General features: G+C 43.7%; 22 protein-coding genes. 15 read left to right on the forward strand and 7 right to left on the reverse strand.

Annotated elements, in window-relative coordinates:
- The first annotated feature begins 11 nt into the window (after nucleotides 1-11).
- Together MKZ12_RS14655 and glyA are read left to right on the forward strand one after the other, a co-directional pair.
- Nucleotides 12-1,217, forward strand: coding sequence for a benzoate/H(+) symporter BenE family transporter (locus MKZ12_RS14655; protein WP_339261136.1), 1,206 nt, complete (start codon nucleotides 12-14; stop codon nucleotides 1,215-1,217).
- A 25-nt stretch (nucleotides 1,218-1,242) separates the two neighbouring features.
- Entirely contained in the window at nucleotides 1,243-2,487 is a 1,245-nt protein-coding gene (glyA, locus tag MKZ12_RS14660; protein WP_339261138.1) for a serine hydroxymethyltransferase, read from the forward strand.
- Nucleotides 2,488-2,625: 138 nt separating this feature from the next.
- On the opposite strand, the gene MKZ12_RS14665 is transcribed toward glyA, so the two are convergent.
- Complete coding sequence (locus tag MKZ12_RS14665; protein WP_339261140.1) at nucleotides 2,626-3,246, reverse strand: SDR family oxidoreductase; 621 nt, start codon at nucleotides 3,244-3,246, stop codon at nucleotides 2,626-2,628.
- A gap of 44 nt (nucleotides 3,247-3,290) precedes the next feature.
- Nucleotides 3,291-4,721 carry a PLP-dependent aminotransferase family protein gene (locus MKZ12_RS14670; protein WP_339261142.1) on the reverse strand — a complete coding sequence of 477 codons (1,431 nt, stop codon included), beginning with the start codon at nucleotides 4,719-4,721 and terminating at the stop codon, nucleotides 3,291-3,293.
- A 281-nt stretch (nucleotides 4,722-5,002) separates the two neighbouring features.
- Between MKZ12_RS14670 and MKZ12_RS14675 the strand changes: the two genes are divergently transcribed.
- The 7 genes from MKZ12_RS14675 (at nucleotide 5,003) to MKZ12_RS14705 (ending at nucleotide 13,510) form a co-directional block, all read left to right on the forward strand.
- The gene (locus MKZ12_RS14675) at nucleotides 5,003-7,108 is read left to right on the forward strand and encodes a serine hydrolase domain-containing protein (RefSeq protein ID WP_339261144.1); all 2,106 of its coding nucleotides are present in this window, start codon (nucleotides 5,003-5,005) and stop codon (nucleotides 7,106-7,108) included.
- Nucleotides 7,109-7,449: 341 nt separating this feature from the next.
- On the forward strand, nucleotides 7,450-8,895 hold the full coding sequence (locus MKZ12_RS14680) for an amino acid ABC transporter substrate-binding protein/permease (RefSeq protein ID WP_339242645.1): 1,446 nt from the start codon (nucleotides 7,450-7,452) through the stop codon (nucleotides 8,893-8,895).
- A complete protein-coding gene (locus tag MKZ12_RS14685) occupies nucleotides 8,888-9,616 on the forward strand; it encodes an amino acid ABC transporter ATP-binding protein (RefSeq protein ID WP_339261146.1) in 729 nt (242 codons plus the stop codon). Before MKZ12_RS14680 ends, MKZ12_RS14685 begins: the two co-directional genes overlap by 8 nt.
- 132 nt (nucleotides 9,617-9,748) lie before the next feature.
- Entirely contained in the window at nucleotides 9,749-10,111 is a 363-nt protein-coding gene (locus MKZ12_RS14690; RefSeq protein WP_339261148.1) for a hypothetical protein, read from the forward strand.
- 132 nt (nucleotides 10,112-10,243) lie between these two features.
- On the forward strand, nucleotides 10,244-11,278 hold the full coding sequence (locus MKZ12_RS14695) for an NAD(P)-dependent alcohol dehydrogenase (protein WP_339261150.1): 1,035 nt from the start codon (nucleotides 10,244-10,246) through the stop codon (nucleotides 11,276-11,278).
- A 199-nt stretch (nucleotides 11,279-11,477) separates the two neighbouring features.
- Nucleotides 11,478-12,068 carry a TetR/AcrR family transcriptional regulator gene (locus tag MKZ12_RS14700; protein ID WP_339261152.1) on the forward strand — a complete coding sequence of 197 codons (591 nt, stop codon included), beginning with the start codon at nucleotides 11,478-11,480 and terminating at the stop codon, nucleotides 12,066-12,068.
- Nucleotides 12,069-12,139: 71 nt separating this feature from the next.
- Entirely contained in the window at nucleotides 12,140-13,510 is a 1,371-nt protein-coding gene (locus MKZ12_RS14705; protein WP_339261420.1) for an MFS transporter, read from the forward strand.
- Nucleotides 13,511-13,575: 65 nt separating this feature from the next.
- On the opposite strand, the gene MKZ12_RS14710 is transcribed toward MKZ12_RS14705, so the two are convergent.
- From MKZ12_RS14710 to MKZ12_RS14725, 4 genes are all read right to left on the reverse strand, one after another.
- The gene (locus MKZ12_RS14710; protein WP_339261154.1) at nucleotides 13,576-14,856 is read right to left on the reverse strand and encodes a glycoside hydrolase family 27 protein; all 1,281 of its coding nucleotides are present in this window, start codon (nucleotides 14,854-14,856) and stop codon (nucleotides 13,576-13,578) included.
- Between the two features lie 108 nt (nucleotides 14,857-14,964).
- Nucleotides 14,965-15,846: an AraC family transcriptional regulator gene (locus MKZ12_RS14715; protein WP_339261156.1), complete on the reverse strand. Its 882-nt coding sequence runs from the start codon at nucleotides 15,844-15,846 to the stop codon at nucleotides 14,965-14,967.
- A gap of 34 nt (nucleotides 15,847-15,880) precedes the next feature.
- Nucleotides 15,881-16,681 carry a GNAT family N-acetyltransferase gene (locus MKZ12_RS14720; protein ID WP_339261157.1) on the reverse strand — a complete coding sequence of 267 codons (801 nt, stop codon included), beginning with the start codon at nucleotides 16,679-16,681 and terminating at the stop codon, nucleotides 15,881-15,883.
- 69 nt (nucleotides 16,682-16,750) lie between these two features.
- Nucleotides 16,751-17,362 carry a TetR/AcrR family transcriptional regulator gene (locus tag MKZ12_RS14725; protein ID WP_339261158.1) on the reverse strand — a complete coding sequence of 204 codons (612 nt, stop codon included), beginning with the start codon at nucleotides 17,360-17,362 and terminating at the stop codon, nucleotides 16,751-16,753.
- 138 nt (nucleotides 17,363-17,500) lie between these two features.
- Here MKZ12_RS14725 and MKZ12_RS14730 point away from each other — a divergent pair, with 138 nt between their 5' ends.
- The 4 genes from MKZ12_RS14730 (at nucleotide 17,501) to MKZ12_RS14745 (ending at nucleotide 21,159) form a co-directional block, all read left to right on the forward strand.
- Complete coding sequence (locus tag MKZ12_RS14730; RefSeq protein ID WP_339261159.1) at nucleotides 17,501-18,262, forward strand: alpha/beta fold hydrolase; 762 nt, start codon at nucleotides 17,501-17,503, stop codon at nucleotides 18,260-18,262.
- A 193-nt stretch (nucleotides 18,263-18,455) separates the two neighbouring features.
- Nucleotides 18,456-18,890 (forward strand): ribonuclease domain-containing protein, encoded by a 435-nt coding sequence (locus tag MKZ12_RS14735; RefSeq protein WP_339261160.1) that lies wholly within the window; start codon nucleotides 18,456-18,458, stop codon nucleotides 18,888-18,890.
- A 14-nt stretch (nucleotides 18,891-18,904) separates the two neighbouring features.
- A complete protein-coding gene (locus tag MKZ12_RS14740; protein WP_339242661.1) occupies nucleotides 18,905-19,180 on the forward strand; it encodes a barstar family protein in 276 nt (91 codons plus the stop codon).
- Between the two features lie 284 nt (nucleotides 19,181-19,464).
- The gene (locus MKZ12_RS14745; RefSeq protein WP_339242663.1) at nucleotides 19,465-21,159 is read left to right on the forward strand and encodes an ABC transporter substrate-binding protein; all 1,695 of its coding nucleotides are present in this window, start codon (nucleotides 19,465-19,467) and stop codon (nucleotides 21,157-21,159) included.
- 124 nt (nucleotides 21,160-21,283) lie between these two features.
- Here MKZ12_RS14745 and MKZ12_RS14750 read toward each other — a convergent pair whose 3' ends face one another.
- The gene (locus MKZ12_RS14750) at nucleotides 21,284-22,153 is read right to left on the reverse strand and encodes an AraC family transcriptional regulator (RefSeq protein WP_339261161.1); all 870 of its coding nucleotides are present in this window, start codon (nucleotides 22,151-22,153) and stop codon (nucleotides 21,284-21,286) included.
- Nucleotides 22,154-22,316: 163 nt separating this feature from the next.
- Between MKZ12_RS14750 and MKZ12_RS14755 the strand changes: the two genes are divergently transcribed.
- Nucleotides 22,317-23,825 (forward strand): glycoside hydrolase family 43 protein, encoded by a 1,509-nt coding sequence (locus MKZ12_RS14755; RefSeq protein WP_339261163.1) that lies wholly within the window; start codon nucleotides 22,317-22,319, stop codon nucleotides 23,823-23,825.
- Nucleotides 23,826-23,832: 7 nt separating this feature from the next.
- Complete coding sequence (locus tag MKZ12_RS14760) at nucleotides 23,833-25,383, forward strand: glycoside hydrolase 43 family protein (protein ID WP_339261164.1); 1,551 nt, start codon at nucleotides 23,833-23,835, stop codon at nucleotides 25,381-25,383.
- The last annotated feature ends 83 nt before the right edge of the window (nucleotides 25,384-25,466 follow it).

Below are 25,466 nucleotides of genomic sequence, written 5' to 3' on the forward strand. Positions count from 1 at the left end.
TCGTGTTAAATATGAAGACAGCATCTGCTTCATTACGTGGTCGCGATCTGATCTCACCGATGATCGCCGCCTTAATATCTGTGATTGTTAATTACGGGGGTACATTTATTCTTGTGTTTCAAGCTGCAAAAGTGGCTGGTTTAAGCCCGGAAATGACGGCTTCCTGGATTTGGTCCATCTCGATTGGGGTTGGAGTAACGGGGATCTGGCTCAGTTATCGATACAAGGAACCGATTATTACAGCCTGGTCTACACCGGGTGTGGCGTTTCTCGTTTCAGCATTAGCGGTGACCCCTTATCCAGAAGCTATCGGCGCTTACATGATTTCAGCAGTCGGATTTATTATTTTGGGTATGTCAGGCATGTTTGAACGTTTTGTTCGACTTATTCCCCCAGGCATCGCTTCCGGATTGTTAGCAGGTATCTTGCTACAGTTTGGAATATCGGCCTTTGGAGGGGCTAAGCTTGATCCTTTGCTTGTTACTGTGCTGTTTGCCGCCTACATCGTGCTAAGAAGGTTTACTTCCCGTTACGCCATAGTTGGCATATTGGCAGTTGGTTTGATTTATTTAATATGTATGGGAAAAACGGACTTCAGTACGATCCAATTGGCGGTCGCTTCGCCTGTATTTGTTTTCCCCGCGTTTTCGTTAAATGCTTTACTTGGCGTTGCTCTACCACTGTTCATTATTACCCTGACAGGGCAGTATATGCCCGGAATGCTAGTTTTGCGTAATGATGGATTCAAGACAAGTGCCAATCCCATTCTGGCGGTAACAGGTTTGGGATCACTGCTTGCAGCCCCATTCGGATCACATGCTTTTAACGTGGCGGCTATTACCGCAGCGATATGTACAGGAAAAGATGCACATGAGGATGCAACAAAACGGTACATAGCGGGGATTGCTTGTGGAATCTTTTATATTTTTGTTGGTATTTTTGGCGTAACCTTAGCTGCACTGTTTTTGATTCTTCCTGCTACCTTTATTGCAACATTAGCCGGACTGGCGTTGCTAGGAACAATTGGTGGCAGTCTCGCGAATGCATTAACGGAGCCTAAAGGACGCGAAACCGCATTGATTACCTTTCTGGCGACCGCAGCCAATGTGACCTTACTTGGTGTTGGTGGTGCATTTTGGGGACTATTTGCAGGAATGATGGCGCATCTACTAATGAATAGTAGAATTCCCAAAAAACGATTTGGATCGAATAGATAAGTTCATTATTGAGAGGAAGATGTTCATGAAACATTTGGAGAAGCAAGATCAAGTCATAGGAAATGCTGTCCAGCAAGAGCTTGCACGGCAGCGGAATACGATTGAACTGATTGCATCAGAGAATTTTGTGAGTCAAGCTGTGATGGAAGCAACGGGTTCCGTATTGACCAATAAATATGCGGAGGGGTATCCGGGCAGAAGATATTATGGCGGATGTGAGCATGTCGATACCGTCGAAGAGATAGCGAATCACCGCCTTAAAACGCTTTTTGGAGCTGAACATGCGAATGTGCAGCCTCACTCCGGTGCTCAGGCAAACATGGCTGTTTATTTTGCCTCGGTGGAGATCGGTGACACAATCCTTGGTATGAATTTATCCCATGGTGGTCATTTAACACACGGAAGTCCTGTTAATTTTTCAGGGAGATTGTACAATTTTGTTCCATACGGTGTCGATGCACATACGGGCCGTATTGACTTTGACGAAGTACGTAAACTTGCTCATAAGTATCGTCCACGCATGATCGTTGCAGGTGGAAGTGCATACCCGCGGACCATTGAGTTTGAATTATTTGCCCAGATTGCCGCCGAAGTGGGAGCACTTTTCTTTGTAGATATGGCGCATATAGCGGGAATTGTTGCCGCAGGTTTGCATCCTAACCCGGTACCACATGCACATTTTGTTTCAACTACCACACATAAGACCTTACGAGGACCACGAGGGGGAGCCATCTTGTGCGGGGAGCCGTGGGCACAGTCGATCGACAAAGCTGTATTTCCGGCAATTCAGGGTGGTCCATTCATGCACGTCATAGCGGGGAAAGCGGTGGCATTCGGTGAGGCATTACAACCTGATTTCACAACATACATGGAGAGTGTTCTGGATAACGCCAAAGTATTGGCTGAAACATTAATTAATGAAGGACTCACCCTTGTATCAGGAGGAACAGATAATCATATGGTGTTGGTTGACTTACGATCCATTGATCTTACAGGCAAAGTAGCCGAGGCTTTACTTGATGAAGTAGGGATTACGGCAAATAAAAATGCAATCCCTCACGATACGGCAAGTCCTTTGGTTACGAGTGGTATCCGCTTTGGAACACCGGCTATGACTTCAAGGGGGCTTGGAGGCAGGGAAATGAAAGAAATCGGTCAGCTTATAGCGCTTGCCTTCAAGAATCCAACGAACTCGGATGTCAAAAAACAGATATTAGGTAGTGTCCGCGAAATCAATTCGCAATTCCCTTTATATGAAGGGCTTGAATAGTTTAAGAGCAGAAACATATGTAGCCTGCAATTGATCCTGATGGATTACAATTGCAGGCTTTTAATGTTGCTTGCTTAAATTGAAGACTTATTTTTTTGAACAGAATAGATACACCATAAGTGAAGTTTAAGACATACCCTAGTAGGCTATTCCTACACGAGACTGCACATACTCATCAGATATTAATTGCTGATAAGCAAACTCTGCCGTATCGATTACAGATATTGAAGTTCCACCGTCTGGCAAGTAGTTGCGCTCAACCCGATACTTACCAAGCGATTCTCCATCATATAAATAGGTGGGGCATACAATCGTCCATTCCAACTCTGAGGCCTTGAGAATGTTGTACATTTCCAGATGCTCTTCAGCTGCGCGCGTTGACTTACGTTTGGATTCGGAGGATTGAAAACGAAACAAGCCAGGATCCGTTCGACTTTCCAATATTCCTGCTGTACCAATGGTAATGATTCTTCTGATATGCTCCTGAGCCATAGCCTCAACAATTAATTTCGTGGATTGTGATAATGTAGTCGTTCCATCTGTACCTAAGGCACTAACAACGAGATCAGCACCCTGAATGGCGTGATGAATATCCTCTTTGGCTAGAGCGTTTCCTTGAAGCAGGACGAAATGGTCATCGCTGATATGTACCTTTTCCGGGCTTCTTACCAGTGCAGTTACTTGATGATTGGAACGTAGGGCACTAGCGACAAAATGACTTCCAACCCGTCCGGTAGCTCCTAACACTAAAATTTTCATCGCAAAAACATCCTTTCAAATCCAATTGGAGAGCATGTTCTCCATCATAATACAATCTTCGCAAGTCGATGTATGCCTTCCTCAATCTGATCCTCATCCACTTTCGCAAAACCTAATATCCATCCTTTTCGATGACTCTCCAGGCAATATCTACTAAGCGGATACACGCGCACACCTTGATCAAGAGCAGCATTCGTCAGCGCTTCTTCATCAAATGACATTTCTGATTCTAGAAGCATATGTAATCCCGTTTCCACACCACTTAATGTATATCGTGAGCCTAACCCAGAAGCAACAATGGCTTTAGTCATGACTTCGTGTCTGCGTCGGTATATGTTCCGAACTCTTCTCATATGGCGCATAAAATGACCACGCTCAATAAAATGAGTTAGCGTTAACTGTTCCATAATCGGAAGATGACGATAAGTCAATTCTTGAACTTGGGTAAGACGATCGATGGCTATTCTGGGCCCGATGATAGCGGATAGCCGAATGCCAGGTGCAACCATTTTGGAAAAACTCATCATATAAAGCGTATTCTGAGGTTGCTGACTGAATATAGTCGGAAGTGGATCTCCACGGTACCTAAATTCGCTATCGTAGTCATCCTCAACAATCCAATATCGATGATGAGCAGCCATGTGCATTAATTGTTGCCTGCGAGGTTCTGACATAATAACACCTGCTGCGCATTGATGAGAAGGTGTGACATATACGAGTTTTGTCTTTGGGTGAATATGATCTACACATAATCCATACTCATCGACTGGAACCGAATCGACTTGCATCCGGCGGTGTTTCATTGCCATCCAAGCAGCAGGGAAGCCGGGATCTTCTACGGAAACTCTATCTCCCTCATTTAAGAGGGCCTGAGCGATTAAATCAATGCTATGTTGTGCACCGGACGTTAACAAGATTTGATCCAATTCGATATGAATGCCTCGTTCAAGTGACAAATAACGCTGAATCTGCTCTCTTAACGCCAGTAAACCTCTGGCATCGCCGTAAGCCCAAAGATCCAGATTGGGTTCAGTGGAAGCTTGTAAAAAAGATTGCCTCCAGGCTTTTGTGAAACTTTCATCCAGATAAGGCTCGTGGGGATTAAAGTCTATCTCGATCTTACGGCGGTCTCTATTGCCGAACCAACGATGCAGATGACCAATAGATTCGGTTAGTGCAGGTAGTTCGGGAGGAAGCGGCCCTTGGATCGTGGTTTCTTCTGATGAACGCGGTGCGTATGCCCAATCACTAACCCTTGTCCCTGCCCGACGGGAAGTTACCGTATACCCTCGGCTGAATAATTCCTCGTACACAATCTGTATGGTTGACCGTGAAACACCAATCAATTGGGCGAGTTCGCGGGATGGGAGCAATAATTCACCTGGTCTCCATTTTCCAGTTGTAATATGTTGAATCGCTTGATCCAAAAGTTGCTGCCAGATCGGGCGAGGGTCATCTCGATTCACTTTTAGCATAAATTCAACTCCAATATGGGGCGTTATGGATTGCTTTTAATTATGTATTTACGGTCGTTATTGGCACTCCATTGATTGATATATTATCATGGAAAAAGTTTGATTTGTAAACAAAACAGAGTTGTACTAAAGGGTTCTTTATCATGTGTTCAATTTATTTTGGTCGTTCCTGGCTGGTTCATACTCGATTCATATTCAAGCCATAGACAGTTCATCATGTTCGGTTACACTACTGGAGTACTACCACAGAGATTCCTAATCCATAGACTAGACAGGAGAAGATGAGATTGACACGAAAGAAACGAAGTTCTATCGCAGCCATAACCTTGGTGCTTGCGATGATGTCCCCAATGTCGGCCATGGCCACACCCGCTACCAGTGATGGTGGTAGACCTACGTATGATGTAACTAAAAAGGCAGCAAGTGAGAAGGCGAAGATACTTACCGAATCATACGCTACGACAAGTGTACAGTACGCACTGATGGATGGGGGCGAGATTGTAATTTCCGGTCAGGCCAGCAAAGATGGCTTAAAAAACAACATTCCGCTTTCGTCTGATACCATGTATGGCATTGGTTCAACCAGTAAAATGGTACTTGCTACCGCCGTAATGAAGCTGGTGGAACAAGGTAAAATCGATCTTGATGAGCCTGTCGTGAAGTATATCCCAGACTTTAAAATGAAAGACAATCGTTACGATAAGATTACACCACGTATGCTCCTGAATCATTCATCCGGACTTCTCGGAACGTCAAGTAACAGTGCAATTCTGTTTGGAGATCATGATACCTATGCACATGATACGTTACTGGAACAATTGGCGACGCAACATCTGAAGGCCGATCCTGGTGCATACTCGGTGTATAGTAACGATGGTTTTACATTAGCTGAAATTCTGGTTGAACGGGTCAGCGGCATGAGTTTCACCACGTTCATGCACCGTTACATAACGGAACCACTTGGGATGGATCATACTAAAACACCGCAGGATATTGTGGACCTTAGCCAAATGGCAGCAACATATTCCTCGTCTCAAGAGGAGAAACTTCCATTAGAGACTACCAATATGATTGGGTCGGGAGGTATCTATTCCACCGCAGAAGACCTAGTCCAATTCTCGAAAATCTTTACAGGTGAGGTTGAAACGGTTCTTTCACAGCAATCTGTAGAGGCCATGCAGCAAGAAGAATACAAAAGAGGCATGTGGCCGGAAGAAGGCGATTCGTCCATTGGCTATGGCCTGGGATGGGACAGCGTGAACCTGTTTCCTTTTAATGATTACGGCATTCAGGCTGTAAGCAAAGGTGGCAATACGATAACCTATCATTCCTCATTGATTGTGTTACCGGAATATAACATGGCTGCTGCCGTAACCTCTTCGGGTGGTCACAGCTCAACCGATCAATTGCTGGCAACCGAACTGTTGCTTGGTGCGCTTGAGGAAAAAAATATTATTTCAGAGCGTAAACCGGAGAAGTCACATGGTGTACCGGTAAAAGCAGCCATGCCGAAGGAACTTACAAAGCATACGGGTACGTATGGCGGTGGTGCAAACATGTTATTGAACTTGGCCGTGAAGGATGGTGGACCATTAACGCTATCTAACTTGTCCTCTCCTAACAGCCAAGATCAGACATATACTTACAGCGCTGATGGCTCATTCATTAATGATGAGGGTACGGAAAAGCTCAAATTCGTTCAGGAAGTCAACGGAAACACATACTTGTGGTCTCGCTCGTATCAGTCTGTTCCCGGACTTGGACAAGTTGCTTCTTCTGAATATAAAGCAGAAAAGCTTGAAACTAATGAACTGTCTGCAGAAGTAAATGCAGCATGGCAGAAACGGCAGGGCAAAGCATACGTGTTGGTCAATGAAAAATACACATCCACATTGTACAATGCAGCTATGCCGATCATTCCCATTCATACTTTTAATGAGCTGCCTGGTTATATCTACACCAATAAAATTATGGGAGCTAACCAAGCCGTAAACCAATTGCAAATTCCTGGATTAGCAGGACGTGACACAATGGAGTTCAATTTCTATGAAGAAAATGGTGTGGAATACGTTACAGCCGGAGGCAATGTCTATGCCGCTCAAGATATCATAAAACCGATCTATGCGGGAAGACATTCGAAGACAACAATTCAAGCGAATGGTCATGCTACATGGTACTCAATTCCTGCATCGGCCGCAGGTAAAGAAATGACGGTCAAGATGTCTTCAAACAGCGCATTTGCTGTATATGACCAAGCAGGTGTAGGTATTAATCATACAGTGGTCAGTGGAAAAAATGAAATTGTATTGCCTGAGAACGGAACCATTGTGTTTGCGGGTGAAGCTGGTTCTAAGTTCGAGATTGTATTGACAACCAGAGAAAATTAATAGATGATAAAAAAACTGTACAACAAGAAGTCGCGGAAATCGCGGCTTTTTTGAGTTTTAAATTTTAAATAATACGTTTTAAAGTAAATGTACCTTTTTCAGATTTGCGATGTAATATTGGGTTTCGTAAAGCTTACCTAAAGGGTAAGTATAAAGAGGGCTTTTACTGGTTGGAAAAAAATGATGGAGGAAAATGTTGCAAGTGGAAAGGCAAAGCATTGATTGTTAATATACAGTAAATAATAACAATCAAATAAGCAGAAGATCGACAAAAAGGTTAACAGCAATACGGATTTCAAAGAAAATAATGATTATTCGGACAACCGAGACGGGGAGGACACATGAAAACAACGAAGATCTCATTTTTTATACTTTCACTGATGCTGCTCCTGGTGAGCGGTCTATCAGGGTGGGTTGGGAACGCTGCTGCAGCATCCGATTCAGGTAAAACTTATATTATCGGAACCGATATCACATTTGCTCCATTCGAATATCAAGACGAGAATGGTGATTATGTAGGTATTGATATGGATTTGCTGGATGCCATCGCCAAAGACCAAAATTTCAAGTACCAAATCAAAGCTCTCGGATTTAACGCAGCTGTACAGGCACTTGAGGCCAATCAGGTTGATGGTGTCATTGCAGGGATGAGTATTACGGATGAAAGAAAAGCAAAATTTGATTTCTCAGAGCCATATTATGATTCAGGCGTAGTCATGGGTATTAGCGCGAATAATGATACCATAAAGAGCTACGAGGATCTTCGTGGTAAAAAGGTCGCCGTGAAAACGGGTACAGAGGGGTACAGCTTTGCTGAATCCATCGCTTCGAAATATGGATTTACCATTGTTCCATTCGACGATTCTTCCCAAATGTATGATGATGTTAAGACCGGTAATTCCGCCGCCTGTTTTGAAGATGAACCTGTACTAAGATTCGGGGTAAAACAGAATAATGGTCTGAAAGTGGTTACTGACAAAGAAGACGGGGCTTCCTACGGATTTGCGGTAAGTAAGGATAAAAATCAGGAGCTTCTGGAGATGTTCAATGCTGGTCTCGTGAATATCAAAGCTAATGGTGAGTATGAGCGCATTATTGCGGAATATGTTGGAGAGAATGCCCAAGTCGCCAATCAAGGTCGCTGGGAGCTCATTCAGAAATCTCTTCCTGCCTTGTTTAAAGGTCTGGGGAACACACTTATATATACGATTGTGTCACTGTTCTTCGCGTTTATTATTGGTTTGATATTCGGATTCATGAAGGTGGGACAGAACAAATTCCTACGTGGTGTTGCCACTGTATTTGTAGATATCTTCCGCGGTATTCCGCTGATTGTCCTGGCATTCTTTATCTATTTCGGGATTCCACAGGCGATGGGCTTCACGATGCCATTGTTCTTGGCGGCTATTCTGACACTTAGTTTGAACGCAGGAGCATATGTAACTGAGATTATCCGAGGCGGGATTCAATCGATTGATCGTGGTCAGATGGAAGCTGCCCGTTCATTGGGACTTCCTTATCGCAAAGCAATGATTAAGATTGTCATTCCGCAGGCAGTGCGGGTTATGATTCCATCCTTTATTAACCAGATGGTGATCACGCTGAAGGATACGTCCATCCTATCCGTTATTGGTCTTGTAGAGTTGACACAATCGGGTAAAATTGTCATCGCAAGAACGTTCTCCTCTTTTGACATTTGGTTAACGGTTGCGGTTATGTATCTGATTGTTATCATCACATTGACCAAAGTTGCTGATTATCTGGAGGTGAAGGTTCGTCGTGGCTAAAATTAAAGTTGAAGGTTTGAAGAAAAGTTTCGGCTCGAATCAGGTTCTCAAGGGAATTGATGTAGCGGTCAACGAAGGAGAAGTCGTCTGTGTCATCGGACCTTCCGGCTCAGGAAAAAGTACCTTCTTGCGCTGCATCAACCAATTGGAGGATATCACAGCAGGTCGAGTTATCGTGGATGATCAGGACCTCAATGATCCTAAAACCAACATTAACAAAGCGCGTGAAAATATCGGCATGGTATTTCAACATTTTAACTTATTCCCTCATTTTAACGTCTTGAAAAATATAACGTTTGCGCCAAGAGAATTAGGGGTTTTAAACGCAGAAGAGGCTCGAAAAACGGGCCTTAGCTTACTCGATCGTGTCGGGTTGTCTGATAAAGCGGATAGTTTCCCCACTCAACTCTCGGGCGGGCAAAAACAACGGGTTGCTATCGCTCGTGCGCTTGCCATGAACCCGGATGTGATGTTATTTGATGAACCAACTTCGGCACTTGATCCAGAGATGGTAGGCGAAGTTCTGGGGGTTATGAAAGATCTCGCCAGCGAAGGTATGACGATGATCATTGTTACACACGAGATGGGTTTTGCACGTGAAGTAGCTGATCGCGTCATCTTCATGGACGGTGGATATATTGTCGAGCAGGGTACCCCTGAACAAATATTTGGAAATCCGAAGAATGAACGGACGATCAGCTTTTTGGAAAAGGTACTCTAGAACTGATCAAGACTATACAGTTTTCACATTGAAAGTCGCTAGTTTTAGCGGCTTTTTTTGTTATATTTATGAGGTGATTTAATTTAATATATTTGAATACCAAATCAAGCAAGAAAGCGAGGTCTGTACTCCATGGAAAATGTGTCACAGGAAGACAAACTGGAATCCATCAAAGCCTTTCAATCAACCATCCGCAAATCGGAAAATGCCTTAGTGAATATGACTCAGAATAGTAATAACACAACATTGCTACAGAAACGTCTCCAAGCTTTTTACATTGGTCTAGCTTTGTTGGATAAACAGTGGAATCAAAAAGCTCATTCATACACGAAGGAAGATATAACAGAAGCCCGTCTTGTCTTGATTGGATTGTTTCCATCCCTTGAGAGCATGTATGCCAAGGCCAAAGAAGGTAGCCCTCAAAAGACTCTTCTGGAAAGAAGAATGAAAGCATTTCATCTTGCCGTTCATGCCATGGATGATCTCGCATTTTAAGTATTCCAACATTACAAATCTTCTACAAGTGAAACCGCTGAATATATATCAACGTATCCGTTGTTTGACAGGAAGATTGGGTATGCGTAATGGACCATGGATACAACTATGTCTATCGAATGGAGACTGATCATGGGCGGAAAAACGTATCATGCTGGATTACCCCAAAAATCGGGAAATAACTTCATGAATGCATTGGTATATGATACCTATGGAACACCAGAAGTCCTGCGATTGGAAAAAGTATCTGTCCCTATGCCCAAGGATCATGAAGTGTTAATTGAGGTCCATGCGACTTCGGTAAATTCATGGGATTGGGATCTCCTTCGTGGGAAGCCATTTGTTAACCGCATCGGCGCGGCAAGGCAGCCGCGTTATCGAATTCTTGGCGCAGACGTCGCAGGGCGCGTAATCGCCGTTGGAGCATCTGCTACACGGTTCAAACCAGGAGACGAGGTGTTCGGAGATCTTTCCGGTTGCGGGTGGGGGGGATTCGCGGAATATGTATGTGCGGCTGAGGAGGCCTTGACACTCAAGCCAACCGGTATCGACTATGTGCAGGCAGCGGCTATTCCTCAAGCAGCCGTTCTGGCTTTGCAAGGTCTACGTGATCGGGGAAAGCTGCAAAAGGGGCAGCGTGTTCTGATTAATGGCGCCGGTGGCGGAGTCGGAACATATGCCATCCAATATGCCAAATTGCTTGGGGCTGAGGTGACTGGCGTTGACAGTGCTGAAAAGCTCGACATGATACTTGCTGTGGGAGCTGACTATGTGTTGGATTACAGGAAAGCGAATTTCACTGCTGTAGGTGTACAATACGACCTGATTCTGGATGTCATCGGAAAGCACTCGGTTTTTGCTTTGAAACGTGCACTAGGTAGTGGAGGCAGGTACGTAATGATCGGAGGCCCAATGCCCCGTATTCTTCTCAATCTGATATGTGCACCGTTCATTGCCAGACTTGAACATAAGAAAATAATGCTTCTTATCCATAAACCGAATCATGAGGATCAAGAGGTGTGGAGAGAACTTGTTGAATCAGGAGAAGTCGTGCCGATTGTTTATCGGGAGTATGCGTTAAGCGAAGCGGCTCAAGCCTTTCGGGATATTGGAGAAGGCCGTGTGAAAGGAAAAGCCGTCGTCTCCATCAAGAAAATGGATTTATGAATATGAAGGGCATTATGAAGGTTGTTTGTCGATTCGTAATCAAAATTATAAGATCATAGTTCCGTCCAGGTCGCTAAATTAGCGGCTTTTTTTGTGCTTTCAAGTGCTATTGGAAATACACCTTGACAATAAAAAGTTCTTTAGTTAACATTGCATCAATGACAGTGGATACTGACATACAGGAAGGAGGGATATAAACATGTCCATCAGCAGTAATCTTAGCAGTAAAGAAAAATTAATGTTGACGGCCATCGATTTAATTTCAAAAAAAGGCTATAAAAGTGTGACGACACAGGAAATAGCCACAACAGCCGGACTAAGTGAGAAAACCTTGTTTCGTCTCTTTAAAACTAAACAAAACTTGTTAGAGACTGCCTTTGACCAATATCATTATGCAGAAGAGATGACAAGGATCTTCAATGAAAAACTGGTATGGGATCTGTATACAGATTTGTTGCTAATCAGCAAGACATATCATAATATCATGAACCGTAATCGAAAATTGTTTATGATTAGCCTCAAGGAAGTAGAGAATTTACCCGGTTATAGAGAGAGAACGGTAAAGCATCCTCAACAACTTTTGGATATTCTAACCAATTACTTTAATATCATGTATGATAAAGGAAAGTTGGCTAAAATCAATCCTGAACTGCAAGCTTTTTCATTCATGTCATTGAATTATGGTGTATTCATAAATAATCTCGAAGAAGAAGTGCTTTTTCCAGGGCTCTCATTGGAAGGCATCATTACAGAGAGTGTATGGACGTTTACTAGGGCATTAACTCCCTAGTTTTTTTAAGCTTTTTAATGACAGTAAGTACTGACAGACTAAATATATTCAAAAGAATTGAGGAGAGTATGATGAACACCAATAAAGAAGCGTTATTACTCCGTGTTCTTGTTTTTACACTGATTATATCAGTCATGAATGGAATGATGTTTAATGTTGTATTACCTGTGATTGGCGAAGAGTTCCAACTTACTGCTTCTCAATCGAGCTGGATCGTTACAGGTTATTTAGTTGTATATGCGATTGGTACAGTGACTTACGGGAAACTTACCGATAAATACAGCATGAAGGTTCTAATTTCGTTTGGTCTTTGGATATTGGCAGCAGGCTCTCTTCTGGGGATGGTGGCAACAGAGTATTGGATGGTTATTATCGCACGGATCGTGCAGGCTGCTGGTGCAGCGGTCATACCTGCATTGGCCATGATTATTCCCGTTCGATACTTCGCACCGGAGAGACGCGGGCAAGCCTTGGGTACCTCTGCCATTGGCATAGCTCTTGGAAATGCCCTTGCTCCGATCGTGGCCGGATTTGTATCGAGCGCTTTGAGTTGGGAATTTCTTTTTGTGATCCCATTACTTTCTCTTGCTACGCTACCTTTTTATCGAAAATACCTGGATGATGGAAAAGGCGGCAGTGAAAAAATGGATTATTTGGGTGGAGCGTTATTAGCAGGAACAGTTGCTACACTTTTGCTTTCATTAACCCAATCTAATGCATGGTTCCTACTAACCGGGATTATCTTATTGCTACTGTTCATCGTGCGTATTCGTTATGCGGAAGTGCCGTTTGTAAAACCGGCCTTATTTCAAAACAAAGCCTATTCAGCTGGAATGGGAATTGCATTCCTTCTGGTCGCTATCAGTCCTGCGATTCCATTTACTACGCCACAATTGCTCTCGGAAGTACATGGTCTATCCCCAGCATGGACAGGTGTCATTATGCTACCTTCTGCGCTCGTAGCTGCACTTCTCGGACGCAGAGGTGGAAGGCTCGCGGATGAAAAAGGGAATCCTTTTTTACTGTATACGGCATCTTCACTACTTGTTGTTGGTTTTATAAGCTTATCGTTAGTTGTAGGTGCTACACCGGTCTTGATTTCCTTTTTTCTTGTTTTTGGTGTTCTGGGTCAGTCTTATATACAAATTGCGGTCTCAAATACCATTGCTCAGACGCTTCCCAAAGAGCAAATTGGAATAGGGATGGGGCTACTATCCATGTTTAACTTCATTGCAGTGTCTGTGTCTACTGCTGCCTTAGGAAAGGTTCTTGACGGGGGAACAGCAACGCTTCAACTTAACCCTCTGCTTCAAAATAAGACAGCTTTTGTGTACAGTAATATATTTATTGTGCTCGCCTTGTTTGTTATTGCGATGACTATGCTATATATGCTTCAATTTGGACGTATGTCCAAAACTGTTCATCATTCGAGTTCATCTTAAGGATGAACATAAAATGAGAGAGGTCTGCCTAATGAATGACAGACCTCTCTTTTTCTTTTTGAAGCTTAGGAAAAGCGATAGAGACGCACACCGTGTGTTGGCACAGTCGAAGTTAAAGAATTCAGTGTAATTTCAGCCGCATCCCCGCTCCACAATTCGCTACCTTCGGTAATACCGGACAGTCCGATCTTATCAAAAGACAGATCCACGGGAAGGGGGTTCTCTCCTGTGTTAAATACAGCGACATAAGCGGAACCATCCGCATGTTGGGCAGTCCATACAATAAGATCTTCTTGGCGTAAGGCTTCTCTGGCTCCGTAACTCTCGCGATGCATTCGCAGAACCTCACGATTGGTTAACAGGGACAGCGTCCATTCGTCGTTATCTCGCAGTTCACCACCAAAAATGAGCGGGGAACGGAAGATACTCCACAGTGACATCATCGTTAATTGCTCGTCAGGTGTGAACCGAGTCCAGCGATCCGCTCCACCACCGTCTACAGAACGGATACCGATATGACCCAATGGCAACATATCACAGTCTGGCCAGCAGCCAGCTTGGGGAACCCCTTGCCACGTCCGGCAGCGATCAAACATATCCAATAACAGCGGCCAAAGATCCCAGAAATCATCCGTAACACGCCACATGTTTGCATGTGCGGCTAAGAATTCCGAGTATTCCACCGGAGCAGGCCCAGGAGAGAGACTCAGTACCATGGGGCGCCCGGAGCGCTCAATCGCTTTGGATATCATCTCAATCTCGGGCTGATGAGTATCATAGAGCCTGGAAGCAGCGATATCGTCTACCTTCACCAAGTCAACGCCCCATTGGGCATATAATTCAAAGAGCGAATCGTAATAGGCCTGTGCGCCTTCTTTTGAGCTATCGACACCATACATATCCGTATTCCACGGACAGATGGAGTTCGGATGAGCAATATCGCGCGCAGTGGCGGTTGTGCCCAAGATCGAAGTCCCTGCATGTGCAGCTTGACGTGGTATACCCCGCATGATGTGAATGCCAAATTGCAACCCCAGACTATGAACGTAGTCGGCTAATGGCTTAAATCCCTGTCCACCTGCAGCAGAGGGAAACCGATTCTCAGCAGGCATAAGCCGTGAATATTCATCCATGATTAGTGGAACGAATGGACGATATTGCGAAGAATTGGCCAAAGGCTCGTACCATTGAATGTCTACCGTAATATAGCTCCAGCCGAAGTCTTTAAGATGTTCTGCCATGTACTCCGCGTTGCCACGAATTTCGTCTTCCGTAACAGCCGCACCGTAACAATCCCAACTGTTCCAGCCAAGCGGTGGAGTTGATGCTGCAAGCGTATGATTCATGGGAATACTCCTCTACTGATTAATTATTGCTCTCGCTAAATTCATCATAATAAAGGATTTTATTAATATCTACAGTAATGTTGAGTGTGTAATAGCAAAATATTGCGGTTAGTCGAAGAATAATTTACGGTACACAAGGCTTTCACCACCGCTTCGAAATTCGCCTGGCGTGACCCCGGTTATACTGCGAAAAGCTTTGATAAAATAACTTCCACTGGAATAACCAACTTGTTCGGCGATGACTTCAATGCTAAGAGTAGTTCCGCGCAGCAGTTCGAAAGCTTTCTCGGTACGTACACGGGTCAGATAAGCACCTGGAGTCAAGCCTGTACTGGAGGAAAAGCGACGTATAAAGTGATATTTGGAAAGGGAAACATACTCGGCAAGGTGATCAATACTGATCATCTTGGAGTAATTGTTCTCTATGTATTCAACGGCTATTTGAATGTTTTCAGACCAATTCTCCCTGTTGCGTAATGTTGTTCTCTGTAAGCGGGTCAATTCTGTCATGAACTGATATACGCTGGATGATGCAATCAGAGGATCAGTGATTCTGCCTGCCGCCGCATCAGTCACGATCATACGCAACAATCGGATGGGTGTACAATCAACGGGGAGATTGGGAACTTCTCCCGCTTCCCGAAGGAATTTTCGCCAATGGGAGAGAATAAGAGTGGGCCTGAACAACAGGAACAGAAACTCCCAAGGTTCTTTTGACGCTGAATCATAGTAATAGCGATGTGCTCCTGGAATTTCTGCCAAAAAAGCTTGTCCTGCGGAAACATGATGTATGCAATTGTTTGACTCAAATACACCTTCACCCGAAGTTGTGTATTGGAATAATAGAAGAGGCCCGTCCGAACGTTCAAGTCCATCCCAATGATAAGAAGGTTCAGTTATTGAATCACTTCCGGCTGCATAGAGTACACACAGTTGGAGCTCTTTGTCTTCGGCGAATCGAAACCCATAAGTTCCTCTGGGGATATTCATATCAGCTCTCCTTGTTGCCCCAAATTTTGCGCATTTATGCGTTATACCAATACATTGGTTGCTCCTCGATCTTATCAAAACAAAGCTTGTTTGCCATATGTAATGATTCAATGTTATCGGCGTGACAGCACCAGTTCGGTACTAATCCTTTGTGTATACACTCTTGAATAAACCGAACACCGACAGCTGTAGCCAATCCTTGCATCTTATGTTCCTCAAGTGTGATGATATCGATCTCCGCATAACCACCACCTACATACGGAGAAGAGCAGACGCTAACAATTTCACTATCTCGAGTAATAAAATGCGCAATACCATTAGCAATAAAGTGCAGTACAGAGTCCCATACAATTGAATAGTAGGAGTAAAAATCATTAATGTACTTCGTTGCGATGGATGGAGTTAATTCTACGAGGTTAAAGTGTTTACCTAAAGTGTGAGTATCTCCTTGGTATCTCTCGGTAAACTTCATCTTATTGAACGAAAAATATGTGCGTTTAATTTTCTTTGCGTTCGGTAATTCATAGTTATCAAGTAAATCGATCCAATCTTCCGAAAATAGTGCCAGTGCATAAAAATCTATTTTATGATTCTCTTTGTTTATTAAAAATCGAATGACGTCATCATTAAATTTTCGATTGCTTGCCGTCCCCAATAAACAGTAAAAACCACCACAGCTTGTGATCAGGTCTGAAGTTATGTTGTGCTTGTTATTTACGAATACAGTTCCTTGTTGTCTTTGCTCAAGTACGGAATACACAAATACAGCTCTATTCTTGATCTCTATGAGAAGAGGAAGTATCAAATGAACCTCTTGCCATGGTAGAATTTCCAAAACTACACCTTCCTTTGCGTTTATCATGCTTATATAGGGTAGAATTTCTCTTCTCAAGCAGAATCAATTTCACTGCGCTCCGCGAATGAAAATATCCACTAGTCTCTGGCCTAATGATAAATTGGAACCATATTTATTCAGGTTATCTTCCCGATTACCCATTAGCATCATGGTCGAGAAGGTCTCTGCCAGAAAAAACGGATCGTCCGACCGTAGTCTGTTTTCATCCATTGCCCGTTGAAAATGAATGGCTAACACTTCGTGAATATGATGCTCTGCATCCCGTATGTCCTGAATCTGGACCTGGTCAAGAAAAGGCTCAGCTTCTCGGAGCATCGTGACAATCTCTGCATGTGGATTGGCCAGTCTGGCCTCTGCCAAACACACAAGCCCCGACTCCAGACTCTCGGATTGATCGAGCACATGCGAGGTTAATCGGCTCACATTCTGAAGCATCGTTGTGAAGGCAACTTTAAACAGCTCTGGCTTGCTGGTGAAATGATAATAAATGGTTGGTTTTGACACGTTACATGCTTTGCCAATTTGCTGAAGTGTAACTGCTTCGTAGCCATACTCCATGAACAGCTTTGAAGCTGTTTGTATGATGGTTTGCTGAATGGAGATATCGTCATCGCCATGTTTGGGTCTTCCAGGCAAACGTTTGTGTGATTTTTCTGTCATTGGACTTCCCTCCATGAATATTTTATGACAAATAACGATGGTTAGCAAAATCATCTTGTAATTATACTTACCGGTAAGTATAATTTGTGAAGAGTTAAAATAAGAACATATTATCCTCATGACAAGGTGGTTTTAGGGTTGAAAACAGCACAACGTACAAACAAATGGAAAAAGATAATCATATGGACGATCTTGTCCATCGTTATCATCGTAGCCGGAGCTTTCGTATATCTTAATTCGGTAACGTATAGTCCTTCTGAACGAGCTGAAGCGGCAATGATAAGTGATGCACAGGTTAATGTCACCAAGATTAAGGACGGTTACCGGTTTGAACCCGTGGGTACAGAGGTAACTGAACCGAATATTATTTTTTATCCGGGCGGTCTGGTCGAACCTGAAAGTTATTCTCCGCTTGCCAGAGCAATGGCAGAAGAGGGACACCGCGTATACATCGCGAATATGCCAATAAACTTGGCCATTTTCGGTCAGAACAAGGCTGATTCCTTTATAGAGGAACACCCCGATGAAGCATTTGTTATTGGCGGCCATTCATTGGGAGGCTCATTCGCATCACGGTATGCTGCCGAGCATACGGAGAAGTTGAAAGGCGCCTTTTTCTTGGCTTCTTATGCAGATGAAGGAGGTAGCTTGAAGAATACTGACTTGTCTATCTTACAGATTACAGGTTCCGATGACGGAGTGCTTAACCGGGAAGACTGGGAGAGCGCCAAAGCAAATCTTCCAGAAGACACAACATACGTCACTATTGAGGGTGGGAATCACGGTCAATTCGGCTCATACGGTATGCAAAAAGGAGACAATCAGCCTGCTATTACGGAAGAAGAACAGTTGGAAGAGGTTGTCGTAGCATTACGGAACTGGATGGATAAATTAAAATAATATAATACATGTGTCGAATGATCATGATTCGTGATACGATTAAAGTCGCTATTTTAGCGACTTTTTTTTAGTTGAAAAATAACTCTGTGCACTATGGAGCAGGACTAACTGCTTTTATTGATTGAATTTCATTTCAATGATAGGCTTATAAACGGTAGACAGCATAGCAAGAACACCTAAAGGAGAAAAGATTATGTTTTTCAGAAAATTCGCTTACACATTAGTAATCATCCTCGCCGCATTATTGTTCTCCGGTTGTACATCAGAGTCCTTACTGGACGTCGGATCACCTCAAGTTTCGGAGGATATGGGATTCGATGAGGTTGCCAATTATATCTCGGAGCATAAAGAGCTCCCACCCAACTATATCACCAAGAAAGAGGCCAGGGATCTGGGATGGGAAGCCAGTGAAGGAAATTTACATGAAGTGGCTCCAGGTAAAAGCATCGGCGGTGACGTGTTCGGGAACCGGGAAGGACTACTCCCTAACAAAAAAGGCCGGATATGGTATGAAGCCGATATCAATTACACAGGAGGACGGCGCGGAAGCGACCGAATTCTATACTCGAATGACGGTTTAATCTATAAGACGACAGATCATTACAAGTCATTTGAACAGTTAAAATAAACGGAGGTCATGATATGAGCAATATTCAGATTGACGGATACCACATTCACAGCAAGGAAGAATTGCATCAAGTACTTCGGAATCAGCTTGAGTTAGACGAGAACTACGGAGGCAATCTGGACGCGCTGTGGGATGTCTTAACCGGGGCTGTAAGCATGCCGCTTACCGTTCAATGGCTTGGCTTCGAGAAGAGCAAAGAAATTCTTGGAGATTACGCAGATCAAGTCATCGAATTGTTGCGGGAAGTTGAAGCGGAGATCCAAGGATTTACGTTGGAATTATATTATTGAAAATATGTTTGGTGTGATGAGGCGATGGGCAACCATCGCTTTTTTGGTCTTCAGATTCTCATCAGATTCTACTCAGACCCATGTCTAGATCATGCTATTTTCATGGCTTAATAATCAAGGTTGGGGTTAGTAGACTTCCTTATACTTTAAGCATGGAATAGGTTAGGCGGGAGTGTAATTGTACACTAGCGGTTGAATATGTAAGCGTATACCACTCCATAGCGAACCATCTTAATGTCTGGATTGATTATTACAACTAACACCATTTAGGGGGCAGAAAAATAATGAGAGCCGTTTCAAAAATGCTAGGAGCATGTCTCGTAACGAGTGTCGTGCTGGTTTCCGCAGGTTGCGGAAACGCTGCAGAGAATTCCGAATCGAATACCAGTGACCCCAACAGTCCGATTACGTTTACCTTCTTTGGCGCAGATGCAAGTCCTAACTGGAACAATATGCAGGATGCTGTAGGGAAGAAAATTACGGAAGAAACGGGTGTAACCCTTAATGCAGAATTCGATATCTCAAGCGGAGGAGGAAACGACCGGATATCCCTTATGGCCGCCAGCGGTGATTACCCGGATTTAATATTCCCTAAAGGTAACCTGAGCAGACTCGTTGATGCTGGTGCAATGATTGATCTGACGGATCTGATCGAAGAACATGCACCCAATTTGAAAAAAATCTATGGTGAGCAGTTTAATCGCTTGAAATATAGCAATGAAGACCCATCCATATATTGGATTCCAACGAATGGTGCAATTGATCAAGAAAGCTTCGATGCCACGAATGGTGCTGCTATTCAGCACCGAGTAGTCAAAGAGCTTGGATACCCCGAGATCAAAACCTTGGAGGATTATGAAAATGTCCTGCGTGAGTATTATAAAAATAATCCAACTACCGATGATGGCCAACCGACAATCCCGCTGACACTCAGTGCAGATGGATGGCGGCGAATGATCACCGTTACCGATCCGGCTGTGATGGCAACTGGAGGACCTGGGGATGGTGAATATTTCATTAACCCAGACACATATGAAGCTGTTCTTCATTATAAGCGTCCTGAGGAGAAAGAATATTTCCGTTGGTTGAACAAAATGTATAATGAAGGTCTAGTGGATAAAGACAGTTTTGTACAAAAGGATGATCAGTATAAGTCCAAAATCGCCAGTGGACGTGTTCTATCGGTGCTTGATCCGCTTTGGGGATTCAGCGATGCGGAAAATGCCCTTAAAAGTGCTGGCAAGGACGACATGACTTACGGATTCTATCCGGTAACGCTGAATGACAGCTTTCAACGCAAAGATTTTCAGAATATGGGCTTTGATGGATATGGTATCGGCATAACCGTTAATGCTGAAGACCCTGTCCGGGCCATCAAATTCCTGGATTGGCTTTCTTCTGAGGAAGGTCAAGTGTTGAGGAACTGGGGGATTGAAGGTGAACATTACGTTGTGGAAGACGGAGTTCGCAAAATACCGGCAGATATTCAGGAGCGTAAAAACAAGGACAATAGCACATTCAGCAAAGAAACCGGTATAAACTTATACACTATTTTTGGTGCTCATTATGGAGACGGTGTCAAAGATTCAACGGACAACTATTATACAACCAACTATCCTGAGCAGATCCAGGAAGGTTACTCTGATATTGAAAAAGAAACGCTGAAAGGTTACGGCATTACAACTTGGAAGGAGCTCTTTCCTAACGGAGATGAGTTCCCGGTGAGAGAATGGGGCGCTGCTTATAATATGCCGATTCCTACGGATAGCGGAGATTATAACGTGGTGTATCAGAAGACACAAGATATTATCCAGAAACGGATTGCGGAAGCAATTACATCCTCTCCGAGTGCCTTTGAAGGCATATATGACAATATGATTTCAGAACTTGATAAAGCAGGTGCAGTTGGGATGGAACAGCAGTACTCAGAGTGGATTAAAGATCGTGTTAGATTGTGGACGGGAAAAGAGGTCAATTAACTATCGGATATGATCACAATAATGGTTGGTTTACAGATCCGAAGATAAATACGTCAAGAACTAGAAAGCATCGAGCCGTTCTGCATGGCTCGATGTTTTCAGTTTACATTGAATGAACTTGTCATTATTTTAGTAAGACTTCCGTTGCATCACGTCTTTGTTTGATATATTTACCGGGGGAGATGCCGACCATTTTGGAAAAACTGCGAATGAAATTGGCATAGTCACTAAAGCCTGATTGAAAGCATGCATCCGTAATACTCATTCCATCAGACAGATGAAATTTGGCCCGTTCTATACGACGACCCAAAATGTAGGAGCGGATTGTTAGTCCGGTATGCTTTTTGAATTGTCTGCTGATGTATGTGCTGTTCATATAGAATGCATCGGCAAGTTTGCGAAGTGTAATATCTTGATTTAGATGAATTTCAATATAATCCATCGTTTCACGAACCAGCTCGGGCATGATGTCATTGGGAACAAATGAGTTGTTGTGAAACCAGACGTTAACCAAAACCAACAATTGGGCTACCGCTGCATTAATCTTGATGTCCGTGCCATAAGCATCCGAAGCAAGCAGTTCCTCCAGTTCGTTTGTCCATTGCATCATCATTTTCAAGCTTTGATCGTCCAAATGTACGATATTGCCCTTTCCTTTGGGGCGATGATCAAAACATGACAACAGATTAGTTGATGGTGTAGACAGCTGATAAAGGTATGTTTTTTTGAGATTGATTGTAATGCGCTCATACTCGGATTCATCTAGAATAAAGGCTCGGTGCATCTCCTCGGGTGACATCACAAGCAAATCCCCCGGTTGCACATGATAGCATCGATTTTCTACATAAAAGTGGACATTGCCACGTAGGAACAGGTAAATCTCATATGCATTATGGCGATGATAGATCGTTTCTAGCTTATACGTTGTTACGCGGTGCAGATATAAGAGTTCAGGCTGGATGGGATCGTAAAAACACTCAGAGGATCCACTCATGAAGTACCTCCCGTCATTTCACGCAATAAATAGAGCGGTTAACGCAATGAAATTGTACTCAGCTTAACTTAAAATGTAATCATCCTATCATGATACCTTTTGTATTGCAAACGCTTTCTTATAAAAGACGTAACAAATAACGATTATTAGGGGGATTATTTCGATGAATCAACATACTACACCACATTCAGGTGAGCAAAAGCAGCAAGACCAAGCAGCCAATCTAGGGGAGATTGGAAAGCTTCGTCCAAACGGGAACCCTTTGGTGGCCCACAAATTCGGAGCCGATCCCTATGCTCTGGTATTTAACAATAGAGTCTACTTATATATGACAAGTGATAAGCTTGAATATGATAAGGATGGTCTTCCTCAGAAAAACAGCTATAGTTCAATCAACCGGATTACGGTCATTTCCTCAGATGACTTAATCAACTGGACTGATCATGGGGAGATCAGAGTTGCCGGACCTCAAGGTGCAGCAACATGGGCTTCGCAATCATGGGCCCCGGCAGCTGCTCATCAAATCTTGGATGGCGAGGATTGCTTCTTTCTATATTTCGCTAACAACGCCAGTGGAATCGGGGTATTGTCTGCACCAACACCTGTAGGTCCATGGGTAGACCCCATCGGAAAAGCACTTGTTACAAGAGAGACTCCGGGAGTGGAAGACGTAACCTGGTTGTTCGATCCAGCTGTAATTGTAGATGATGATCATCAGGCTTACCTTTACTTTGGTGGGGGTATTCCGGAAGGGAAAGCAGGAAGACCTGATACGGCAAGAGTTATGCGGTTGGGAGACGATATGATCAGTGTTGTTGGTACAGCTAAGGTTATTCAGGCGCCTTATATGTTTGAAAGCTCAGGGATACATAAATATAATAATAATTACTACTATACGTATTGTTCCAATTTTGACAAGGGAGATCGGCCAGAGGGCAGCCCGCCACCTGGTGAGATTGCATATATGACCAGCGTTCAACCAATGGGTCCATGGACATATCAGGGCACGCTGCTTCAGAATCCCGGACACTTCTTTGATATTGGCGGCAACAACCACCAGGCTATATTTCAACTGGCAGATCAGTGGTACATTGCCTATCATGCCCAGACATTATGCCAAGCCATGAATATCCCCGAAGGTTACCGTTCAACACATCTGAATCGAGTCGAGCATGATGCGGCTACGGGTAAGATTAAGAAAGTACATGCAGATTATCAGGGCGTGGATCAAATCAAGTACTTCAATCCCTATGCGCGGGTAACGGGTTCCACGATTGGATGGAGCAGCAGAGTATCCACTGAGCAATATCCGGACTCGGGTGAGATGTCTCTGTCGGATTCGAATATCATTGCCGCCAAGCTGCAAAATGAAAGCTGGATAGCTATATCCAAGGCTGATTTTGAAAGTGGAGGACCTTCTACCTTCTCAGCCATGATTTCGAATCAAGGAACCGAAGGTACGTTGGAGCTCCGTATGGATCGCACGGACGGACCTTTAATTGGAGAACTGATTGTTCAGCCCGCCACCGAATCGCTTCAATGGATGGAAGTAACAACCAAAGTTACGGGTGCGCAAGGTGTGCAAGACTTGTACATTATCTTTAGAAGTACAACAGACAGCTCAACTATCCTTTTGAGAGAATGGCAGTTTAATAGAAAAAATGAGGTGTAATTAAAGCATGTATCCAAATCCGATTATTTGGGCCGATTACCCAGATCCTGACGTGATTCGTGTAGAGGACACATATTACATGGTTAGTACAACCATGCATATGATGCCGGGATGTGTCATTCTGCGTTCATATGATCTGATCCATTGGGAAGTAGCTACCTATGTGTACGACACACTGGACGATACACCCGCGCAACGGCTGGAAAATGGTCAGCAAATATATAGTAAAGGCATGTGGGCCGCATCCCTTCGTTATCATAAAGGCATGTTCTATGTCATTTATGTCGCAAATGATACCCGTAAAACGTACTTGTACACGTCGACCTCCATCGCAGGTGAGTGGAAGAAGCAAGTAGTGGAGGGATTTTACCATGATTGCTCTTTATTTTTCGACGATGATGAACGAGTGTATCTTGTGTACGGGAATACCGAGATCTATCTGACTGAATTAAGCTCTGATCTGACCGGTCCCAAACCGGGTGGAGTGCATCGCTTGATTGTAAAAGAAGAGCAGCCTTATCACCTTGGTTATGAAGGAGCACATTTCTACAAGATCAATGGCAAATATATTGTGTTCCTAATTCATATTACGAAAGCTTCCGGCCGGAGAACACAGGCTTGTTACGTGGCTGAATCTCTGGAAGATGTCTTCACTGGTGGAGAAGTATTTAATGACGATATGGATTATTTTAATTCTGGTGTTGCTCAGGGTGGCATCGTGGATACGCCGAATGGGGACTGGTACGCAATGCTGTTTCAGGATCATGGGGCTGTAGGGCGAATTCCTGTTTTGGTTCCACTCCATTTCGATCAAGGTATTCCGATATTTGCGAGCAAAGCTCCAAAGCAGATTGATATTCCGAGCACCAGACCAGAGCACCGTTATAATCCGTTAATAGGTAGCGACAATTTCAATTATGAAGCCGAAGAAGATGGCAGAATACGCCTCCATGACTTTTGGCAATGGAATCATACCCCTAATCAAGAACTCTGGTCTGTCACAGAGAAACCCGGGGTTTATCGTGTTCGGACGGGACAGATCAGCCCGAATCTGACATTCGCCGTCAACACACTAACCCAGCGTTCAATGGGGCCCGCTTGCGAAGCAATCGTTACGCTTGATGGCAGCCGTCTGAATAATGGCGACTATGCCGGGCTGTGCTTTCTGATTGGTTCATACGGAATGATCGCTCTTACGAAGCAGGATAACCAGTTTTACTTGGTCATGCATGCTAGAGATGGTGAGGACTCGACCATATTTGGTAATCTGATTGACCAGGAGCCAGCTACGGAGCATGAACGTATCCCTGTGTCAGGTCCAGTAGTTAAACTAAAAGCATTCGGAAATTTTGAGAACAATCTGGATGAGTGTTCTTTTGCCTACTTCGATGGGATGGAATGGAGAGATATCGGGATTGTCCATAAGATGATATATAAACTGGATCATTTTATGGGTTGCCGAACGGGGTTGTTTGTATATTCAACCCAAATGGTTGGAGGAACAGCTGACTTTTCGAATTTCGAATATTGTGTGATTAATCCGGAAGAGAAACAATGAACATATGTAAAAGCCGCCCAACGGCGGCTTTTCGTATTCAATAATTACAAGTTGTTGTACAATGATATGGATTCAAAGTTGAC

The organism is Paenibacillus sp. FSL R5-0713, from assembly GCF_037973325.1.
Classification (GTDB): Bacteria; Bacillota; Bacilli; order Paenibacillales; family Paenibacillaceae; genus Paenibacillus.

Excerpts from the sequence above, each read along its gene's own strand:
- MKZ12_RS14655 (WP_339261136.1), top strand. The coding sequence starts at position 12 with ATGAAGACAGCATCTGCTTCATTACGTGGTCGCGATCTGATCTCACCG.
- MKZ12_RS14715 (WP_339261156.1), bottom strand. The coding sequence starts at position 15,846 with ATGAATATCCCCAGAGGAACTTATGGGTTTCGATTCGCCGAAGACAAA.
- MKZ12_RS14710 (WP_339261154.1), bottom strand. The coding sequence starts at position 14,856 with ATGAATCATACGCTTGCAGCATCAACTCCACCGCTTGGCTGGAACAGT.
- MKZ12_RS14705 (WP_339261420.1), top strand. The coding sequence starts at position 12,140 with ATGAACACCAATAAAGAAGCGTTATTACTCCGTGTTCTTGTTTTTACA.
- MKZ12_RS14740 (WP_339242661.1), top strand. The coding sequence starts at position 18,905 with ATGAGCAATATTCAGATTGACGGATACCACATTCACAGCAAGGAAGAA.
- MKZ12_RS14695 (WP_339261150.1), top strand. The coding sequence starts at position 10,244 with ATGGGCGGAAAAACGTATCATGCTGGATTACCCCAAAAATCGGGAAAT.
- MKZ12_RS14700 (WP_339261152.1), top strand. The coding sequence starts at position 11,478 with ATGTCCATCAGCAGTAATCTTAGCAGTAAAGAAAAATTAATGTTGACG.
- MKZ12_RS14725 (WP_339261158.1), bottom strand. The coding sequence starts at position 17,362 with ATGACAGAAAAATCACACAAACGTTTGCCTGGAAGACCCAAACATGGC.
- MKZ12_RS14665 (WP_339261140.1), bottom strand. The coding sequence starts at position 3,246 with ATGAAAATTTTAGTGTTAGGAGCTACCGGACGGGTTGGAAGTCATTTT.
- MKZ12_RS14735 (WP_339261160.1), top strand. The coding sequence starts at position 18,456 with ATGTTTTTCAGAAAATTCGCTTACACATTAGTAATCATCCTCGCCGCA.
- MKZ12_RS14745 (WP_339242663.1), top strand. The coding sequence starts at position 19,465 with ATGAGAGCCGTTTCAAAAATGCTAGGAGCATGTCTCGTAACGAGTGTC.
- MKZ12_RS14690 (WP_339261148.1), top strand. The coding sequence starts at position 9,749 with ATGGAAAATGTGTCACAGGAAGACAAACTGGAATCCATCAAAGCCTTT.
- MKZ12_RS14755 (WP_339261163.1), top strand. The coding sequence starts at position 22,317 with ATGAATCAACATACTACACCACATTCAGGTGAGCAAAAGCAGCAAGAC.
- MKZ12_RS14680 (WP_339242645.1), top strand. The coding sequence starts at position 7,450 with ATGAAAACAACGAAGATCTCATTTTTTATACTTTCACTGATGCTGCTC.
- MKZ12_RS14670 (WP_339261142.1), bottom strand. The coding sequence starts at position 4,721 with ATGCTAAAAGTGAATCGAGATGACCCTCGCCCGATCTGGCAGCAACTT.
- glyA (WP_339261138.1), top strand. The coding sequence starts at position 1,243 with ATGAAACATTTGGAGAAGCAAGATCAAGTCATAGGAAATGCTGTCCAG.
- MKZ12_RS14675 (WP_339261144.1), top strand. The coding sequence starts at position 5,003 with ATGAGATTGACACGAAAGAAACGAAGTTCTATCGCAGCCATAACCTTG.
- MKZ12_RS14750 (WP_339261161.1), bottom strand. The coding sequence starts at position 22,153 with ATGAGTGGATCCTCTGAGTGTTTTTACGATCCCATCCAGCCTGAACTC.
- MKZ12_RS14760 (WP_339261164.1), top strand. The coding sequence starts at position 23,833 with ATGTATCCAAATCCGATTATTTGGGCCGATTACCCAGATCCTGACGTG.